Origin of the sequence: Mycolicibacterium psychrotolerans, from assembly GCF_010729305.1 — a bacterium.
GTDB classification, from domain to species: Bacteria; Actinomycetota; Actinomycetes; order Mycobacteriales; family Mycobacteriaceae; genus Mycobacterium; species Mycobacterium psychrotolerans.
Map to the genome: position 1 here is coordinate 4,759,071 of NZ_AP022574.1, position 17,347 is coordinate 4,776,417.

Consider the following 17,347-nt stretch of genomic DNA (forward strand, 5'->3'; position numbering starts at 1 on the left):
TGCCAGTACGACGACACCGCAAGGGTGTCCGACGCAACCGGGTTGCAATGGCTGGACGTGTCGTGCAGACATTTGCCGTCACTGCCTGTGGCAACACTTCAAACCTACCATCGGCGAGGCTCGGCAGACGGTGGTGAGACCCGGTGACACCCCGCACCTAACTAACTAGGTTTACTCTGTGTGGGGCGTTGGGCTGAAAGGGTGAACGATGGATCTGGAGTGGTCACCGTCCGACCTCGCGTTCCGTGACGAGGTGCGCGCGTTCCTCGAGGAGAAACTCACCCCGGATCTGCGGCGCGCCGGACGGCTGATGACGAGCGTCTACGCCGACCACGAGGCCAGCATGGAGTGGCAGCAGATCCTGCACGAGAGGGGCTGGGCGGCCCCGGCATGGCCGGTTGCGCACGGCGGTTGCGACTGGAGCCTGACCCAGCACTACATCTTCAGCAGGGAGTCGACACTGGCCGGCGCCCCGACGCTGTCGCCGATGGGCATCAAGATGGTCGCCCACGCCATCATCGGGTTCGGCACCGAGGAGCAGAAGAACTTCTTCCTTCCCCGCATCCTCACCGGCGAGGTGTTTTTCTGCCAGGGCTACTCAGAGCCCGAGGCGGGCTCCGATCTGGCCGCGCTGTCGATGGCTGCCCGCGATGACGGCGATGACCTGGTGTGCACAGGCAGCAAGATCTGGACCACGCATGCGCGCGAGGCGAATTGGATGTTCGCCCTCGTGCGCACCACGCGCAGCGAGAAGAAGCAGCGTGGCATCACGTTCGTGTTGATCGACCTGGCCTCGCCGGGCATCGAGATCCGCCCCCTGGTGATGACCTCGGGCGAAGAGGTGCAGAACCAGGTCTTCTTCGACGAGGTGCGCGTGCCCAAGACGAACGTCATCGGCGACATCGATGACGGCTGGACGGTCGCGAAGTACCTGTTGGAGTTCGAACGCGGCGGCGGGTCGTCGGCGCCGGCCCTGCAGGTGATGGCCGAGGAGGTCGCCTCGGCGGCAGCCGAACAGCCCGGACCTGACGGCGGGCGGCTGCTCGACGACCCGACTTTCGCCCGCAAGCTCGCCGATGCCCGGATCCGCACAGAGGTGCTGGAGATCCTCGAGTACCAGGTCCTCGCCGTCGTCGCCGCCGGCGGTAATCCCGGGGCCAAGTCGTCGATGCTCAAGGTCCTCGGCACCGAGCTCAGCCAGACGATCACCGAGCTCGCGATGGAGGCCGCGGGACCACGGGGCCGGGTCTATCAGCCGCATGCGACCTGCCCCGGCGGTCAAATCGCGGACTTCGAGCCGCCCGCAGGGCACTACGTGAGCGGCCAAGCGTGGCAGGCGGTGGCGCCGCTGCGGTACTTCAACGACCGCGCCGGCTCCATCTACGCCGGCAGCAACGAGATTCAGCGCAACATCCTGGCCAAGGCGGCACTGGGGCTTTAGGGGACTGCAGATGGACTTCACACTCAACGACGAGCAGGAACTGCTCCGCGGCGGCCTGACGCGATTCCTCGCCACGCGCTACGACCTGGAGAAGAGCCGCGCGGCGGCCAAGACCGGAACCGGCTGGCAACCGGAGATCTGGCGCGCATTCGCCGAGGACCTCGGCATCCTCGGTGCGACGCTGCCCGAGGACTGCGGCGGCATCGGCGGCGGTCCGGTCGAGATGATGATCATCGCCGAGGCGCTGGGCCACGCACTGGTGGTGGAACCGTACGTCGACACCGCCGTCGTGGCCGCGGGACTGCTGCGCCGCGCGGGCGGTGCGGTCGGAACCGCGCTGCTCGACGGAATCGTCTCCGGGTGCACCCTTGTCACGCTGGCCGCCACGGAGCCGACGTCGGGTGAGAACTGGCAGGACGTGTCGACCGTCGCCGAGCGCGACGGCGATCGGTGGGTGCTCACGGGATCGAAGATCGTGTCAGCGAGCACGCCGCTCGCCGGCCATGTGCTGGTCACCGCCCGCACCTCCGGAGATCGGTGCGACGCCGAGGGCATCTCGCTGTTCGTCGTCGATATGGCTGCGGCGACAACGGATCTGGTGATGCATCACTATCGCACCATCGACGACCGGCGAGCGTCGGACATCACGCTGGACGGTCTGCGGCTGCCCGGGACCGCCCTGCTCGGCGGCGAGGGCACGGCCTGGCCCTCGATCGCCCGGGCCCGCGACGAGGGCGCGGCCGCGGTGTGCGCCGAAGCGGTCGGCGCCATGCGCAAGGTGCTCGCCGACACCGTCGAGTACTGCAAGCAGCGCCAGCAGTTCGGTCAACCCATCGGCAGCTTCCAGGTGCTGCAGCACCGCATGGTCGACATGTACATGGAGGTCGAACAGTCCGCAGCCGCGGTGTATCTCGCGATCCTTCGACTCGACGCCGGCGACGCCACGCGGGCACGCGCGGTGTCGGCGGCCAAGGCGACCGTCGGCCGGGCAGCGCGCTTCGTGGGACAGCAGGCGGTCCAGCTGCACGGCGGCATGGGCATGACGGAGGAACTGGCCATCGGCCACTACTTCAAGCGGCTGACCGCGCTGCAGTTCGAATTCGGCTCGACCGACCACCACATCGGCCGCTACGCGGCGTTGACCCGCGCGTAGGTCAGGAGCCGCGGGCGACGATGACGGGCATCCGCGCCGACTGCACCACCTGCGAGCCCACCGACCCGAGCAGCATGCCGGCGAACCCGCCACGGCCGTGGCTGCCCACGACCAGCAGCTGGGCCTTGGCGGCCTCTTCGAGAAGCCGGCGCGCAGGCTGGTCGCGGCGGACCACACGGCGCACCGTGACGTCGGGGTAGCGCTCCTGCCAGCCGGCGAGACGCTCGGCCAGCAGCAGGTCCTCCTCGGGCTGAACCTCGATCCACGCCTCGTCGGGCAGTTCGTATCCGGCATCGCTCCAGGTGTGCACCGCAACCAGGTCGACACCGCGGCGCGATGCCTCGTCGAACGCGATCGCGGTGGCATGCTCGCTGGCGGGCGACCCGTCCACCCCGACGACCACGGGCGCCTGCGCGGGATGCGGAATCAACGGATCCTCGTCGTGGATCACCGCGACGGGGCACCGCGCATGCTGGACGAGGCCGGAACTCACCGAGCCCAGCAGCCGCCGTTCCCACTTCCCGAGTCCCCGGCTGCCGACCACGATCATGTCGGCGTCCTTGCTGAGATCGGCCAGTGTCGGGACGGCCTGTCCGGACACGATCTTCTGGTTGACGCAGAACAGGTCGTCGCCGGCTGCCGCCGTGGCGACGCCGACCGCGTCGGTGAGCACCTCCCGCGCCGCCTTCTGCTCGTCCTCGAGATAGGCGGGCGGCAGCGGAACCTGGATCCAGGACTGCATGGCCGCGCCGGGCAGCACGTGGACGAGCGTCAGCGGAACACGACGGCTGGCGGCGTCACGGGCCGCCCAGTCGACCGCGACGCGCGACGCCGCGGAACCGTCGACCCCGACGACGATGCCCAGTGGTGCGGGTTGAGTGGACATGGGATGCGTCTCCTCACCTGACCGGCGGCGTCCGTGTCGTGGACGCCACCTCGTATCTCGACGCTAACGCCGACGACGTCGCAGGTCCGGAGGCGTGGGTCACCGTGGGGTGGGACGAAAGTCCTTGGTTGCGCGGTCAGTTCCGGTGCAGATCCACCACGAGCGGGCGGTGATCGGAGATCGCCACCGCCGGTGTCCGGCAGGCCCGCGCCTGCAGCCCGGGATCGTCGGTGAGGACGTGGTCGAGCTGCTGGGTGGGGATGTCGGCGGGGAACGTCGCGGCGGCCGCCAGCGGACGCAGTCCCGAGTAGCGGCGCGCGGCCGCGGGCGACATGTTCAGATCACCGGTGACGACCCGCGGCCACGGCAGTCCGCGGACGTCGCGCAGCAGCTGCCGCAGCTGGTAGCGGTTCCAGCCGGGCACGAACGACAGGTGCGTGTTGACCACGGTCAGGTCGCCGAGCGGGGTGTCGAAATGGCCGATCACCGCGGCGCGGGGTTCCTCGTCGATGACCTGAACGCGGCCGGGTGCGCGCAGGTACATCGGGAACCGGAACGGGATGCGGGGCAACCGCACCACCTGCCAGTTCTTCGCCGGGAACCGTGACAGCAGCGCGACGCCGTAGGCCGCGGTCCCGGGCTGCTCCTCTCCGGTGGCCGCCATCCACGTGGCTCCCGGCGTGCCGGCGATCGCCGCGACGAAGCGGTGACTGCGCGCGCCCATGGCTTCGGCGGCCAGTGCCGTCAGATCTGCCAACCCGGAGCGCTCCTGAACTGAATCCACCTCCTGAAGTGCCAGGATGTCGGCATCCAGACCCGCAACGGTGTCGGCGAAGCGGTCCAGATCCACCCCGGCGCCCACGGTGCGCCCGTGCAGGATGTTGAAGGTCACCAACTTCATGGGTAACCCACTACCCACCCTGCAGTCGAAACCCACGGTGGTGTGAATGAATCACGATGAACTGCGCGAGGCGCTGCGGCGTGCCGCGTCGGCATTCAAGGCCGACGGCCCGGACTTCGCGCTGGCCGGCAGCTACGCGCTCTGGGCGCACGGAGCGCCCGAGCCGTTGCACGATGTCGACTTCGTCGTGGCCGAACCGGACGTCGAAGCCGCCGCGCGCACGCTGTCCAAGGCCGGCTTCGACATCAGGCGACCGCCGGAGGACTGGTTGTTCAAGGCCGCACTCAGCGTCGACGGCCCCGTCGTCGTCGATGTGCTGCATCAGATCAACCGCGTGCCGGTCGACCCGGCGATGATCGCCGACGCGGTCACGCTGGACGTGCTCGCCCTGTCGATGCCGGTGCTGACGCCCACTCAGGTGATGCTCCAGAAGCTGCGGTCACTGCACGAACACCACTGCGATTTCGCGCCCCTGATCCTCGTGGTCCGCGCGGTACGTGAGCAGCTCGACTGGTCGGCTCTGCGCGACGGGACCGCCGAGAATCCCTTCGCCGCAACGTTCCTGGATTTGTGCACGCGTCTGGACATCGCCGAGCAGTGAACGTGTGGGCGGCCTATCGCCGCAACTGACGCGGGCGCCCGTCAGCTGACGTCGGGAAGCGTTGCACCAGTCGATGATTCGGCGTACTGGCGCATGAGCCTCAGTGCGGTCGCCCGATCCAGCTGCGGATCCCGCGCGACGATGCGGTAGCCGAGGTAGTCCTCCATCGCCATCAGCGTCATCGCGATGTCCCGCGCGGGCGCGGACAGCGCGAACGCTCCCGCCGCGGCGCCGGAGTCCAGCAGATCGGCGTAGAGACCGACCTGCCGGTGATAGATGCCCTGGACGTCGCGGCGTTGGTCGAGTTCGAACCCCGCGGCCAGCACCGCCCGCCAGATCGCCCGCCATTCCGCGTCGTCGGCGCCCGTCGGCAGTCCGGCGGCGATGGTCATCGCCAGTTGCGTGGCCGGATCGTCGGTCTGCTCGCCGATGCGGCGGCGGTCGTCGTAGAAGCGCACGTCGGAGCGCAGCGCCAGTTCGGACAGCAGCTGCGCCATGTCCCGAAAGTAGTACCGCACCGCATTCGTGGTCAGTCCGATCTCCGCCGCGACGTCGGCGAGCTTGAGTGCGGCCAGATCGTGGCGTTCGATCAGCGCGATCGCCGCGTCCATGATGTCGCGGCGTCGTTGCTCCTGGGTGTTGGGCCGCCCCACGGTGTCCTCACCTCCTGCGCTCCTGATCCGCGCCGAACCGATTCTGCTCCTCCCCTTGCGCGGCGCCGCACACGGGCGCATAGTTCTTTTCCATTACGGAAAAAAACGGAAACGAGCGCAGCATGCGGGCCAGAGATCTGGGCATCGTCATCGGGGACCACCCCACCGGAGCCGCCAACGCGATCACCGACGTTCCCGGCGTGCGCGTCGGACACACCACATTGGACGCCGAGGGCCCGCCGGCCGTGCACACCGGCGTGACCGTCGTCATCCCGCACGACGACATCTGGACCGAGCCCGTGTTCGCCGGCTCCCACCGCCTCAACGGCAGCGGTGAGTTGACCGGGCTGGAGTGGATCCGGGAGTCCGGCGAACTGACCACACCCATCGGCCTGACCAACACCCACAGCGTCGGCGTCGTCCGCGACGAGCTGGTGGCCGCACAGATGCGCGCCCGCGGTGAGGGTCTGTACTGGTCGCTGCCGGTGGTGGGGGAAACCTACGACGGCCTGCTCAACGACATCAACGGATTCCACGTCCGGCCCGAACATGTCCGCTGCGCGCTGGCGGACGCCTCGGCCGCACCGCCCGCCGAGGGCAATGTCGGCGGCGGCACCGGCATGATCTGCCACGGCTTCAAGGGCGGCATCGGCACCTCGTCGCGCACCACCGAGACCACCCTCGGTCGCTACACCGTGGGAGTACTGGTGCAGGCCAACCATGGTCGTCGGGAACGGTTGCGCATCAACGGAATCGGAGTCGGGGAAGCGATCGGCCCCTCGGCGGTGCCGCTGCCCGACCTGCCCGACCGCTACCAGCCGGGGTCGGGATCGATCATCGTGATCGTCGCGACCGACGCCCCGCTGCTCCCCCACCAGTGCACGCGGCTGGCGCAGCGTTCCGCACTGGCGGTGAGCCGGCTCGGCGGCGCCGGTGAGCAGTACAACGGCGACCTGATGCTCGCCTTCTCGACGGGCAACCGCGGGATACCGCCCTACGCGTGGGACGAGGACGCCGGCACGGCGTACCCCGAGGTGGCGTTGCGCATGGTCGCGCCGCAACTGATGACACGGCTCTTCGATCTGACGATCGAATCCACGGAAGAGGCCATCGTCAACGCGATGGTGGCCGCCACGACCATGACCGGCCGCAACGGCTTCACCGCCCACGCTCTCGACCACGCCCTGCTCTGCCAAGCACTTTCGACCCCTCGACTGCAGGAGACCACATGACCACCTCCACGACACCGCGAACCCGGCGTCTCACCGGGCATCTGGGGCCCGTCGGCATCGTGTTCATGGTCGTGGCCGCGGCCGCACCGCTGACCGTGATCGGCGGCAACATGCCGCTGGCGATGGGGCTCGGCAACGGCGCAGGCGCGCCCGTCGGCTTCGTCATCGCTGCGCTGGTGCTGCTGGTCTTCAGCATCGGCTTCGTCACGATGACCCCCCATGTCCCCGAGGCAGGCGCCTTCTTCTCCTATGTCACCGTCGGTCTCGGCGAGCGGATGGGCAAGGGCATCGCGGTGGTCGCGCTGATCGCCTACACCGCGATCCAGATCGGCATCTACGGCTACATCGGCTGGGCGATCGCCGACACCGTCGCGCACTATCACGGCCCGCAGATCCCCTGGCCCGTCTACTCCTTCGCGGTACTGGCCATCGTCGCCGTCCTGGGCTACCGGCACATCGAGCTGAGCGCCAAAGTGCTTGGCGTGGCGCTGGCCCTCGAGATCGGCATCGTGGTCGTCCTCGACGTGGTGATGGTCGCCCGGCCCGGTCCGGCCGGCGTCACGTTCGCGTCCTTCGACCCGGCGGTGTTCACCCAGGGCACGATCGGGATCGCCATCCTGTTCGCGCTGACCGGCTTCATCGGGTTCGAGGCCACCGCGGTGTTCCGCGACGAGGCGCGCGATCCGGAGCGGACCATTCCGCGCGCCACCTATGCCGCGGTGATCATCATCGGCGCCTTCTACGCGATCACCGTGTGGGCGTTCGTCGTTGCCCTCGGCCCCGACCAGGTGACCGGGGTGGCGCAGCAGACCCTGGCCGGGAACGGCAACATGCTGCTCGACACCACCGGCGACACGCTGGGCACGGTCGGCCGGGACATCGTCAACGTGCTGCTGCTCACGAGCCTGTTCGCCTGCGTGCTGTCGTTCCACAACGTGATCGCCCGCTATCAGTTCGTGCTCGCCGGCAAGGGATTGCTGCCCGCCCGCCTCGCCGCGGTGCACGACGACCACCTCTCGCCGTCGTTCTCCTCGGTCGTCCAGACCGTCACGGCCGCAGTGATCGTCGGCATTCTGGCCATCCTCGGCATCGACCCGTTGGTCGGGGTCTTCGGCTCGATGGCCGGTGTCGCCACCGTCGGCATGGTGGTGCTGATGCTCACCACCTCGATCGCGGTGCTGGTGTTCTTCCTGCGCCGCCGCGACCGCGCGGCCGGTGGTCTGTGGGCGACGCGCATCGCGCCGGCGCTGGCCGTGCTGGGGCTGCTGGCCAGCCTGTGGCTGGTGTTATCGAACTTCACGTTGGTCACCGGTGGCAGCGCGACACTGAGCACGGTGCTGGCCGCGATTCCGTTCGCGGGCTTGATCGTCGGGTTCCTGGCCTGGCGGCCGTCGCGGTCGTTGGCGCCACCGGCCTGAGGTTCGCGCCGGCAGGACTCGAGTCGTCGAAAGACCTGCGGACGCCGGGTCGGAGGGGGATCGTCAAGGGCATGCGATCCACCGAGCTTGCCAACGCCTTCTGGGACGACGTCTGGAACGCGCACGCCCCCGACGCAGTCGATCAGTTGATGGCCGACGACGTCGTCGTCGAGGCAGGCGGCCGGCAGATCGTCGGGAGAGACGGCGTCAAGAGCTGGGTGAAGCAGTTCCTCGACCACGTGGACGATCTGCACGTGGACACCATCGAGACCTTCGGCGACGAGAGCGGCACCCGCGTCACGTCCCGCTGGCTGTTGACGGGGACCAACAACGGCATCCTCGGCACCGAACCCGACCACAAGCCTGTCGCGATGACCGGAACCGCGGTGTGGACGGTCGACAACGGGAAACTGCAGCACGGCTGGATCGAGCAGGCCTCGTTCGAGCTCTACCACTCGCTTCTCGAGCAGTAGCCGACTAAGCCGCGGCCGGGGCTTTCGCGCCGCGGGCGCGATGCGCATCGGTGAAGCGGTGCTTCTTGGGGTTCTTCTGCGGGTCGACCTTCCCGGCGCTGCCGGTTTCCCGGACCGGCGAATTCTGCTCGCTGACGGGCTCATTCGCCGTCTCGGTCGGGGTTTCCGAGGCTCTCGGATGAAGGCGGAAGCGGTGGGGCTTGCCGGCCGGCGGGTCGGTCTCGGACTCCTGCGGCGTCGCCGACGGAACGTCGGGCTGAGGAACATCTGCCTGAGAAGGCGGTTCCTCCCCCGGATTCGCGGGGCCCGCAACGACCGTAGCGTCAGCGACAGCGGGCTCGCTCACTGCCGGGTCGACGTCGTGTGGGGTGATCGGGTCGGCGTCCACGAGTGAGTGCCGAACCGCAGCGAGGAGATCGCGCAACGGATGCGGGCGCGTGTTCGATGGTGCCGGCGTCGCTTCCGCAGCGGCCAGGGTCTCGGCGGTCACCGACTGCTCCTGCGCCTGCTGCGCAGTGAAGGGCAACGGCGGCAGCGGTGGCAGCCAGAAGTTCCATTCGTCGCGTCCCAACTGCACAAGCGCGTTCCAGCTGTCCCTTGCGACATTGCTCAGACCCTCACCGAAAGGCAGCGGGCCCCACAGCCAGTTGGCGGAATTGACCACGAGGCTCTCGACGATTCGTTCACCGAAGTTGTAGAAGATCATGATCTGCGGCGAAAGCCAGCCCACCCACGGGACCCAGCCGACCGCATACGTGCCGAGTTCGAACCCGTACCGAACCCACGGCTCGATGGCGTGATACGTGTTGATGATCGCGTCTTCGAACTCGTTGGGCGTGGGGGTCGGCCCGGGAAGCTGCGGCGTGGGGAACGGCTGCCCCAAGCTCGGCGGGATGATGAACTTGCCCAGGTCCAAGCTCAACAATGCCCCCAGGACATTGGTGGTCTGTTCCGCCAACGGCTGCTGCAGCGCCGCCTCCTGCACCGCAGTCGGCGACGTCGCTGCCGCCAGGTGAAGCGACCGGTCCACCGGCCGTGAGGGATTCGCGGAGGTGGGCGCGATCGCGATGGCGCCGACGCTGACCAGTGCGATGCCACTCGTCGACATCCACTTCCCGAAAGTGCTCATCACGACGTCCTCTCCACCCCACGGGTCGGGACCAGCCCGGCCGTCATGGACTTAGCGTAGGCCGGTCAGATTGTCCCCAAGCCATATCGGGAAACCCCGAAACATCACATCGTCGGCGCCCGATCGGTGTGATGCCGCGCGTCGAGCACCATCAGCGCAACAGACAGCGACGTCATCGACTCTGCGTCGTCGAGGTCGACTTCGAGAACCGTTGCGATGCGGGCCAGGCGCTTGTACAGCGCGGGGCGACTGATGTGCAAGCGCGCGGCCAGCGCAGCCTTGTTGCCCGCGAGGCTCAGGTACTCGCGGAGAAGGTCGATGTCTTCGGCCACTGCACGGTCGAGCAGCGGCCTCAGTTCGGTTTCGGCGAACCGCTGCACCCGCGGATCGTCGCGCAGCAGCGTCATCAAACCGCGCAGCCGGACGTCGGAGGCGCGGAAGTACGGTCGCGACTGATCCCGCATCGCGAGTGCCACCTCCGCGACGTGGCCGGCCTCACCCAGGCCCCCGATGGCATCGATGAGGTCGTCCGCGGGGGCGCTGGCCGCGAACACGGAGCGGCGAACTCCGTCGAGCCGCAGCATGGTGTTCCGCAACCGCTCCCCCAGCTCCGTCAATGCCTTGTCCGCGCTGCCGCGGCCGTTGTTCAACGCCAGCAGCGCGGCGATCTCGCCCTCGTGACGATGGGTGAACAGGCCGGTGTGGCCGGCGGCGTTGGCGGTGTGGGCGACGGCGTCCAGCAGCGTCACGGTGCGACGCTGCGCCGCAAGCGGATCGGCCGCCACCGAGGCGTACTCGACGCGCACCACCACTGGGAAATACCGGGTCGCTTTCCGCAGTCCGAGCGCGTGTGCGCGAGCGGCCGCCTCCCGTTCGTCGGCGAGTCTGCCCTGTAGGACGTCGTCGATCAGACCGCTCTGCGCCTGCTGGTGCAGGCCGTTGCGGCTGCGTTCGATCATCCGGTGCAGCGCCAGAGCGGCCGACGCCCGCTCGAGCACCATGATCGCCCGAGCGCGGTCGCGAGGCGCGGCCGGGACCATCAGACGGCCCCACTCCTCCCCGCGCGGGCCGACCAGCGTCACCGCCCACTGCTCGGCCCCGCCGGTGCGGGTGGGGCTCTTCCTCGACCGCCGCTCCCAGTCGTCGAGTAACGCCGAAGCCGTTGCGGCGCTGGCGGACACCGCGACCGCCTGGTGGTTGAGGTCTTCGAGGACCACGGGATCCTCGAGGATGCGAGCGGCCGCGTCGACGATGGCCCCCACGGACGCACGCTTCATGCTCAGCTCGGTGAACGTCTCGTGTACCCGGCGGTCGAAGGCCACCTCGTCGTACTGTTCGGACACGATGCGGCGGTGAACGGTTTCGGTGACGTCGACGAACTTGATCTGCCGGCGCAAGACGACGAGGGCGAGGTCGAGTTGTCGCGCGAGCGTGCTCAACGAGTCCGGAACCGACGTCAACGCGGTTCCGAGTTCGACCACCACTCCGAGCGCGCCTGCGTCCGCAAGTCCCTGAAGAAAGCGCCGCGGATCGCGGCCGAGTCCGACGCCGGTCGTCAGCACGAGCTCACCGCCCTGCAGCAGCGACGACAGATCGGCGACCTCCGCGACGTGCAACCAGCGAACCGGCTCCGACCAGTGGCTCGCGTTGAGGATCTCGGGATTGCCGCGCTGTATGACGGGCAGGTCGATCACCTCGCCCACGGTGACAGGCATTGACACAGTGTAAACGCTGGTCCGCATTTGCTTACACAGTGCATCTGGCGGTGGCGTCGCGGGCGCGCGAGGCTGGTCCTATGGCTGCGCAGATTTCCCATTGGGTCGATGACGAGGTTTTTGCCGGGAGTAGTGGTGCTTTGGCGCCGGTGACGAATCCGGCGACGGGGGTGGTGACCGGGCAGGTGGCGTTGGCGTCGGTCGATGATGCCCGTCGGGTGATCGATGCCGCCGCCGCAGCGTTCCCGGCCTGGCGCGACACCTCGCTGACCAAACGCACCCAGGTCCTGTTCCGGTTCCGCGAACTGCTCAACGAGCGCAAGGGTGAGCTCGCCGAGATCATCACCAGCGAGCACGGCAAGGTCGTCTCCGACGCCCTGGGCGAAGTGAGCCGCGGCCAGGAAGTCGTCGAGTTCGCCTGCGGCATCCCGCACCTGCTCAAGGGCGGCTACACCGAGAACGCCTCCACCAAAGTCGACGTCTACTCCCTGCGCCAACCCCTGGGCCCGGTCGGCATCATCTCCCCGTTCAACTTCCCCGCCATGGTCCCGATGTGGTTCTTCCCCATCGCCATCGCCTGCGGCAACACCGTGGTCCTCAAACCCAGCGAGAAAGACCCCTCGGCCTCGCTGTGGATCGCCAACCTGTGGAAAGAAGCCGGCCTGCCCGCCGGGGTGTTCAACGTCCTACACGGCGACAAAACCGCCGTCGACGAACTGCTCACCAACCCCAAAATCAAGAGTGTGTCCTTTGTCGGATCCACCCCGATCGCCCAGTACGTCTACGCCACCGGCACCGCCGCCGGCAAACGCGTCCAAGCCCTGGGCGGGGCCAAGAACCACGCCGTGATCCTGCCCGACGCCGACCTCGACCTGGCCGCCGACGCCATGGTCAACGCCGGGTTCGGCTCCGCCGGGGAACGCTGCATGGCCATCAGCGCGGCCGTCGCGGTCGGCCCCATCGCCGATGACCTGGTCGCCAAAATCGCCGAACGCGCCGCCACCATCACCACCGGCGACGGCACCACCGACGCCGACATGGGACCCCTGGTCACCGCCGCGCACCGCGACAAAGTCGCCGGCTACATCGACGCCGGCGAAACCGCCGGCGCCAAAGTCGTCCTCGACGGCCGCCAGGTCACCCCAAACGGTCAAGCAGACGGGTTCTGGCTGGGCCCCACCCTGCTCGACAACGTCACCCCCGACATGAGCGTCTACACCGACGAAATCTTCGGCCCCGTCCTGTCCGTGCTACGCGTGGACACCTACGACCAAGCCCTCGAGCTGATCAATTCGAACCCCTACGGCAACGGCACCGCCATCTTCACCAACGACGGCGGCGCGGCCCGCCGCTTCCAAAACGAAGTCGAAGTCGGCATGGTCGGCATCAACGTCCCCATCCCCGTCCCCATGGCCTACTACAGCTTCGGCGGCTGGAAAGCCTCCCTCTTCGGCGACAGCCACGCCCACGGCATCGACGGCGTCAACTTCTTCACCCGCCAAAAAGCCATCACCGCCCGCTGGCTCGACCCCAGCTCGCGCGCTACTGGCGGCATCAACCTCGGCTTCCCCACCAACTGATTCATCCCGCGAGCGCGCGTGTCTGTACGCGACACACCGACGTCAGACGTACATTCGCGCGCGCTCGTCGCCATCGAGAGCGCAGGAACTACACGATGACAACGACTTTGAGCAGCCTGCCGACCGGCGAGAACCTCGACACCGCGATCGCCCGCGGCCGGCGCGCCTACGAGTTGGACCGTCAGCACGTCTTCCATTCGTGGTCGGCGCAGGCACAGATCAACCCGATGACGGTGCTCGCCGCCAAGGGTTCCTACCTGTGGGACGGCGACGGCAACAGGCTGCTCGACTTCTCCTCGCAGCTGGTGAACACCAACATCGGCCATCAGCACCCGAAAGTCGTTGCCGCCATTGCCGAGCAGGCCGCGACGCTGTGCACCGTCGCGCCGCAGCACGTCAACGATGTGCGCTCGGAAGCCGCCCGGCTGATCGCAGAGCGCACCCCGGGCGACCTCAACCGGATCTTCTTCACCAACGGCGGCGCCGACGCCGTCGAGCACGCGGTCCGGATGGCCCGGCTGCACACCGGCCGCTACAAGGTGCTGTCGCGGTACCGCTCGTATCACGGCGGCACGGACACCGCGATCAACCTGACGGGCGATCCGCGTCGCTGGCCGAACGACTACGCCAGCAGCGGCGTCGTGCACTTCCACGGTCCGTTCCTCTACCGGTCGGCGTTCGACGCCGAGACCGAGGAGCAGGAGACGCAGCGGGCACTCGAGCATCTCGAGCGGCTGATCCAGATGGAAGGCCCGAACTCGTTCGCGGCGATCATCCTCGAATCCGTGCCCGGCACCGCGGGCATCATGGTGCCGCCGCCGGGATACATGGCGGGTGTGCGCGAGATCTGTGACCGCTACGGCATCGTGTTCATCGCGGACGAGGTGATGGCCGGCTTCGGCCGGACCGGAAAGTGGTTCGCGATCGACAACTTCGACGTCGTCCCGGATCTGATCACCTTCGCCAAGGGCGTGACGTCGGGCTACGTGCCGCTCGGCGGCGTGGCGATCAATGACGCGATCTACGCCACCTTCGCCGACCGTGCGTATCCGGGTGGACTGACGTACTCGGGGCACCCGCTGGCGACCGCGTGCGCGGTGGCCACCATCAATGCGATGGAAGACGAGGGCATGGTCGGCAACGCCGCGCGCATCGGTGCCGACGTGCTCGGTCCGGGCCTCCGCGAGCTGGCAGCCCGGCACCGCAGTGTCGGCGAAGTCCGCGGACTCGGCGTGTTCTGGGCGATCGAGCTGGTGGCCGATCCTCAGACCCGCGAACCGTTGGCGCCCTACGGCGGGAGCAGCCCGGCGATGGCGGCGGTGCTGGCGGCGTGCAAGTCCGGTGGTCTGCTACCGTTCGCGAACTTCAACCGCATCCACGCGGTGCCGCCGTGCAACGTCACCGACGACGAAGTGGCAGAAGGCCTTCGGATTCTGGACGCCGCGCTCGATGTCGCGGACCAGCACGTGGGCTGACGTCAGTGCACGGACGACGGCGATCCGATCACCGCGAGCAACTGCAGCTTCTCGTAGCTTTCGCTGCCGGGCTCTGCGGTGTAGACGAGCAGCGAGTGCGACTGGACGGGATCCATCAGCACTTGGCAGTTGAGCTCGATACGGCCGACTTCGGGATGCTCGTAGCGCTTGACCTCTCGCGGGTCTGATGCCGACCACGTGCTCGCTCAAGAGGCCGCGGAACTCGTCGCTCCGTGCGGTGAGCGTGTCCGCCAGACGAGCGGCCTTCGAGCCCGGCCCGCGCCGCCCCAGAACTTCGCGGAGCCCCGAGGTGTACATGCGCGGATAGAACTCGTGGTCCTCGGGCGGATGAAGCTGCCGAGCGTCCGGGTCGGTGAACCAGCGATAACCGATGCTGCGTGATGCGCCGGTGTGGCGGCTCAGGTCGCCGACAAGCGCGACACCGAGGGGTGTCTGGCGCAGGGTCTCCCCCAACTCGGTGACGATCTCCGCCGGGGTGTCGGTCAATCGGTCGAAGATTCGGAGCATCCCGGGGCTGATGTGGTCACTGCCCCGGCGTGGCCCCGACCAGCCTGCTCGCGGCGCGTCCGGAGGTGGGACGGGCGAACGACACCCACAGTGTGCGAATCATCCGCCGGCTCTCCTCGCGAGGCCTGCTCGTAGGGAGTGTCGACAGCGCTCCGCTCGCCGCGCTGATGGCGGCTACGTCCACCACGGACGGCGAGTTCTTCGGGCCGCAGTGGCCGGGCAGCGCGGGCGGTCCGCCCGGCTTGCACAGACCCTGGAAACCACTGCGCGACAACGCCGACGCCCGCCGAATGTGGACGGTATCGGAGGAGCTCAGCGGGGTCGCCTTCCCGTGAGTCCGGCAGGAACCTGGGGCCTTGAGGGGCCGCCGCGAGATACGCGAACGTCGTCAGACGTTGACGAACGGATCGAAGAACGAGACGTCGATGCGATCAGGCACCCGTTTACGGGCATGGAACACCGGAATGTTGCCCAGCGGCGTCGCGAACGCGAACGTCTTGACGTCGCGCGACGGCGTCGGCATGACGGACTGAACGGTTCCGAACCGACTGTCTCCCAACAACATCACGTTGAACACCGATCCGACCGGCGGTACATCGCTCCGCCCAGTGCCGGCGACACCGTCGGTGACATCGGTGACCAGAACGGCCTCGCTACGGATGCCGAACAGGTCGTGCTGGGTGAAGACGGTCGCGTCGACGCTGCCGATCCGCGCTCCCGTCGCGTCGTAGACGTCGAACTGTTGGTAGCCCTGGTACTGCACCTCCCTGGGCGGCAGGCCGTTGATGCCGCTGGGCCTCAAGGGCGTGACGGGAACGAGAGTCAATCCGTGGGAGACCGACAGCGGACGCGTCGACGGCGGTTCCGACGCGTCGATGAATGTCCGGGGACTCGTCTGGACCGATCCCGAGTTCACCTGCTCGACGGTGACGACGTCGCCGGTCGACGACGGCAGCGACGAGTAGAGCACGTAGTCGGTGTCGGCGCCGGCATAGACGGCGTTGAACACCGAACCGACAGGCGGGATCTGGCCCGCACCCGTGCCGACGTCGCCTTCGTCGTCGGCCGTCACGAGGATCGCCTGCGTGTACGTGCCGAGAACGTCGGAGGTGGTGGTGAACACCCCCTCGAAGCTTCCGACCTGCGTCCCGGTCGGGTCGTAGACCGCGAACACCTGATGCCCCTGGACCGATGTCCACAGTGGGAGCACCCCGCTTGTCGCAGTGATGGTTTCGCCGAGCGGGTCGGCCGGCGCGATGCTGTAGCCGTTGGTGAGCCGGATGGGTCTGTCGTCGACGGTGTGGTCGGCGATGCCCTTGGCGCCGTCGAACGTACTGCGCAGAGGCATGTTCCCGAACGGCGTCACCAACGCCAGTGAGATGACGTTCCCTGAGGGCGAAGGCATGTCGGAATACGCCCATCCGACGGGGCCGAACCCGAATGTGGCGATCAAGGAGCCGACCGGGGGCACCTGGCCGGCGGCGGTCCCGACATCGGTCCCGTCGTTGGCGGTGACGAGCAGCGCGGTGTAGTTGTAGCCGTTGCCCCGGCTCACCAGCGCGTCGAAGTCCCCGACGGAGTTCTTCGTACGTGGATCGACGACGTCGAAGCGCTGCGTGCCCTGCACCAGGCTCGGCGCACCGGGCAGATACGCCCACTGCCCGTAGAACGAGGTGACCTCCTCGGTGGAACTGGGCACCAGGCTGTAGCCGTTGAGTTTCAGTCTCGGCGGCGCCGCGGTGGGACTGGGCGGAGCGAAGTTGAGGATCGATGCCGACACCGCCACCGCGATCTCCAGGGCAGAGGTGAGCGCGAGGCTGACCACACCGGACGGAACCGTGTCGCGCGGCGCCCTTGCGATGGCGCGCTGCGGCAACGGACTTTGGGTGACGGAGACGGTCGACGTCCGCGGGGTGGCCGAATCGGAATCAGGCTGCGTCGCAACCGAGGCTGAGTCTGGCCCGGTCAGCGAACGGCGCTCCTGCGCGGCTTGCCGGCGCTCTTCACGGGCCTGGATCTTCGCGGAATGCTGTTGCCGCACACGGTCGATCGACGACGGTTCCTCTGGCGCCCGGGTACTTGTGCGCGACACGGAACGGGCCAGGCGCGTCTCCGTCTTCTTCGCGGGTTTGGTGCGTGCCTGGCTGCCGGGCGTCGGGTCG

The 17,347-nt window shown here is 68.2% G+C and carries 14 protein-coding genes and 2 pseudogenes; 9 read left to right on the plus strand and 7 right to left on the minus strand.

What is annotated here, in order from left to right; all coding sequences use genetic code 11:
- Window positions 1–208 precede the first annotated feature (208 nt).
- Window positions 209–1,441, plus strand: a complete 1,233-nt coding sequence (locus tag G6N45_RS23150; protein ID WP_163725262.1) for an acyl-CoA dehydrogenase family protein — start codon at window positions 209–211, stop codon at window positions 1,439–1,441.
- 10 nt (window positions 1,442–1,451) lie between these two features.
- The gene (locus tag G6N45_RS23155) at window positions 1,452–2,594 is read left to right on the plus strand and encodes an acyl-CoA dehydrogenase family protein (protein ID WP_163725265.1); all 1,143 of its coding nucleotides are present in this window, start codon (window positions 1,452–1,454) and stop codon (window positions 2,592–2,594) included.
- 1 nt (window position 2,595) lies between these two features.
- Here G6N45_RS23155 and G6N45_RS23160 read toward each other — a convergent pair whose 3' ends face one another.
- Together G6N45_RS23160 and G6N45_RS23165 are read right to left on the minus strand one after the other, a co-directional pair.
- Window positions 2,596–3,480: a universal stress protein gene (locus G6N45_RS23160; protein WP_163725268.1), complete on the minus strand. Its 885-nt coding sequence runs from the start codon at window positions 3,478–3,480 to the stop codon at window positions 2,596–2,598.
- Window positions 3,481–3,616: 136 nt separating this feature from the next.
- Window positions 3,617–4,381, minus strand: a complete 765-nt coding sequence (locus tag G6N45_RS23165) for an endonuclease/exonuclease/phosphatase family protein (protein ID WP_163725271.1) — start codon at window positions 4,379–4,381, stop codon at window positions 3,617–3,619.
- Window positions 4,382–4,427: 46 nt separating this feature from the next.
- On the opposite strand from G6N45_RS23165, the gene G6N45_RS23170 reads away from it, so the two are divergent.
- Entirely contained in the window at window positions 4,428–4,982 is a 555-nt protein-coding gene (locus G6N45_RS23170) for a hypothetical protein (protein WP_163725274.1), read from the plus strand.
- Window positions 4,983–5,023: 41 nt separating this feature from the next.
- On the opposite strand, the gene G6N45_RS23175 is transcribed toward G6N45_RS23170, so the two are convergent.
- Window positions 5,024–5,635 carry a TetR/AcrR family transcriptional regulator gene (locus G6N45_RS23175; protein WP_246228772.1) on the minus strand — a complete coding sequence of 204 codons (612 nt, stop codon included), beginning with the start codon at window positions 5,633–5,635 and terminating at the stop codon, window positions 5,024–5,026.
- 122 nt (window positions 5,636–5,757) lie between these two features.
- Between G6N45_RS23175 and G6N45_RS23180 the strand changes: the two genes are divergently transcribed.
- From G6N45_RS23180 to G6N45_RS23190, 3 genes are all read left to right on the plus strand, one after another.
- Window positions 5,758–6,867 (plus strand): DmpA family aminopeptidase, encoded by a 1,110-nt coding sequence (locus G6N45_RS23180; protein ID WP_163725280.1) that lies wholly within the window; start codon window positions 5,758–5,760, stop codon window positions 6,865–6,867.
- Window positions 6,864–8,285: an APC family permease gene (locus tag G6N45_RS23185; RefSeq protein ID WP_163725283.1), complete on the plus strand. Its 1,422-nt coding sequence runs from the start codon at window positions 6,864–6,866 to the stop codon at window positions 8,283–8,285. The genes G6N45_RS23180 and G6N45_RS23185 overlap by 4 nt, the downstream gene beginning before the upstream one ends.
- Window positions 8,286–8,356: 71 nt before the next feature.
- Window positions 8,357–8,758: an ester cyclase gene (locus tag G6N45_RS23190; RefSeq protein ID WP_163725286.1), complete on the plus strand. Its 402-nt coding sequence runs from the start codon at window positions 8,357–8,359 to the stop codon at window positions 8,756–8,758.
- A 4-nt stretch (window positions 8,759–8,762) separates the two neighbouring features.
- Here the strand turns inward: G6N45_RS23190 and G6N45_RS23195 are convergent, their stop codons facing one another.
- Window positions 8,763–9,887, minus strand: a complete 1,125-nt coding sequence (locus G6N45_RS23195; protein ID WP_163725289.1) for a hypothetical protein — start codon at window positions 9,885–9,887, stop codon at window positions 8,763–8,765.
- A 104-nt stretch (window positions 9,888–9,991) separates the two neighbouring features.
- Window positions 9,992–11,602: a PucR family transcriptional regulator gene (locus tag G6N45_RS23200; RefSeq protein WP_163725291.1), complete on the minus strand. Its 1,611-nt coding sequence runs from the start codon at window positions 11,600–11,602 to the stop codon at window positions 9,992–9,994.
- A gap of 80 nt (window positions 11,603–11,682) precedes the next feature.
- Here G6N45_RS23200 and G6N45_RS23205 point away from each other — a divergent pair, with 80 nt between their 5' ends.
- Together G6N45_RS23205 and G6N45_RS23210 are read left to right on the plus strand one after the other, a co-directional pair.
- A complete protein-coding gene (locus tag G6N45_RS23205; RefSeq protein WP_163725294.1) occupies window positions 11,683–13,182 on the plus strand; it encodes a CoA-acylating methylmalonate-semialdehyde dehydrogenase in 1,500 nt (499 codons plus the stop codon).
- A gap of 95 nt (window positions 13,183–13,277) precedes the next feature.
- Complete coding sequence (locus tag G6N45_RS23210) at window positions 13,278–14,657, plus strand: aspartate aminotransferase family protein (protein ID WP_163725298.1); 1,380 nt, start codon at window positions 13,278–13,280, stop codon at window positions 14,655–14,657.
- Between the two features lie 2 nt (window positions 14,658–14,659).
- Here the strand turns inward: G6N45_RS23210 and G6N45_RS23215 are convergent.
- Window positions 14,660–15,233: pseudogene (locus tag G6N45_RS23215) on the minus strand (MmyB family transcriptional regulator); the annotation flags it as partial.
- On the opposite strand from G6N45_RS23215, the pseudogene G6N45_RS23220 reads away from it, so the two are divergent.
- Window positions 15,209–15,520, plus strand: a pseudogene (locus tag G6N45_RS23220) (short chain dehydrogenase); the annotation flags it as partial. The pseudogenes G6N45_RS23215 and G6N45_RS23220 sit on opposite strands and share 25 nt — an antisense overlap.
- 53 nt (window positions 15,521–15,573) lie before the next feature.
- On the opposite strand, the gene G6N45_RS23225 reads toward G6N45_RS23220, so the two are convergent.
- Complete coding sequence (locus G6N45_RS23225; RefSeq protein WP_163725301.1) at window positions 15,574–17,061, minus strand: hypothetical protein; 1,488 nt, start codon at window positions 17,059–17,061, stop codon at window positions 15,574–15,576.
- Window positions 17,062–17,347: the final 286 nt, after the last annotated feature.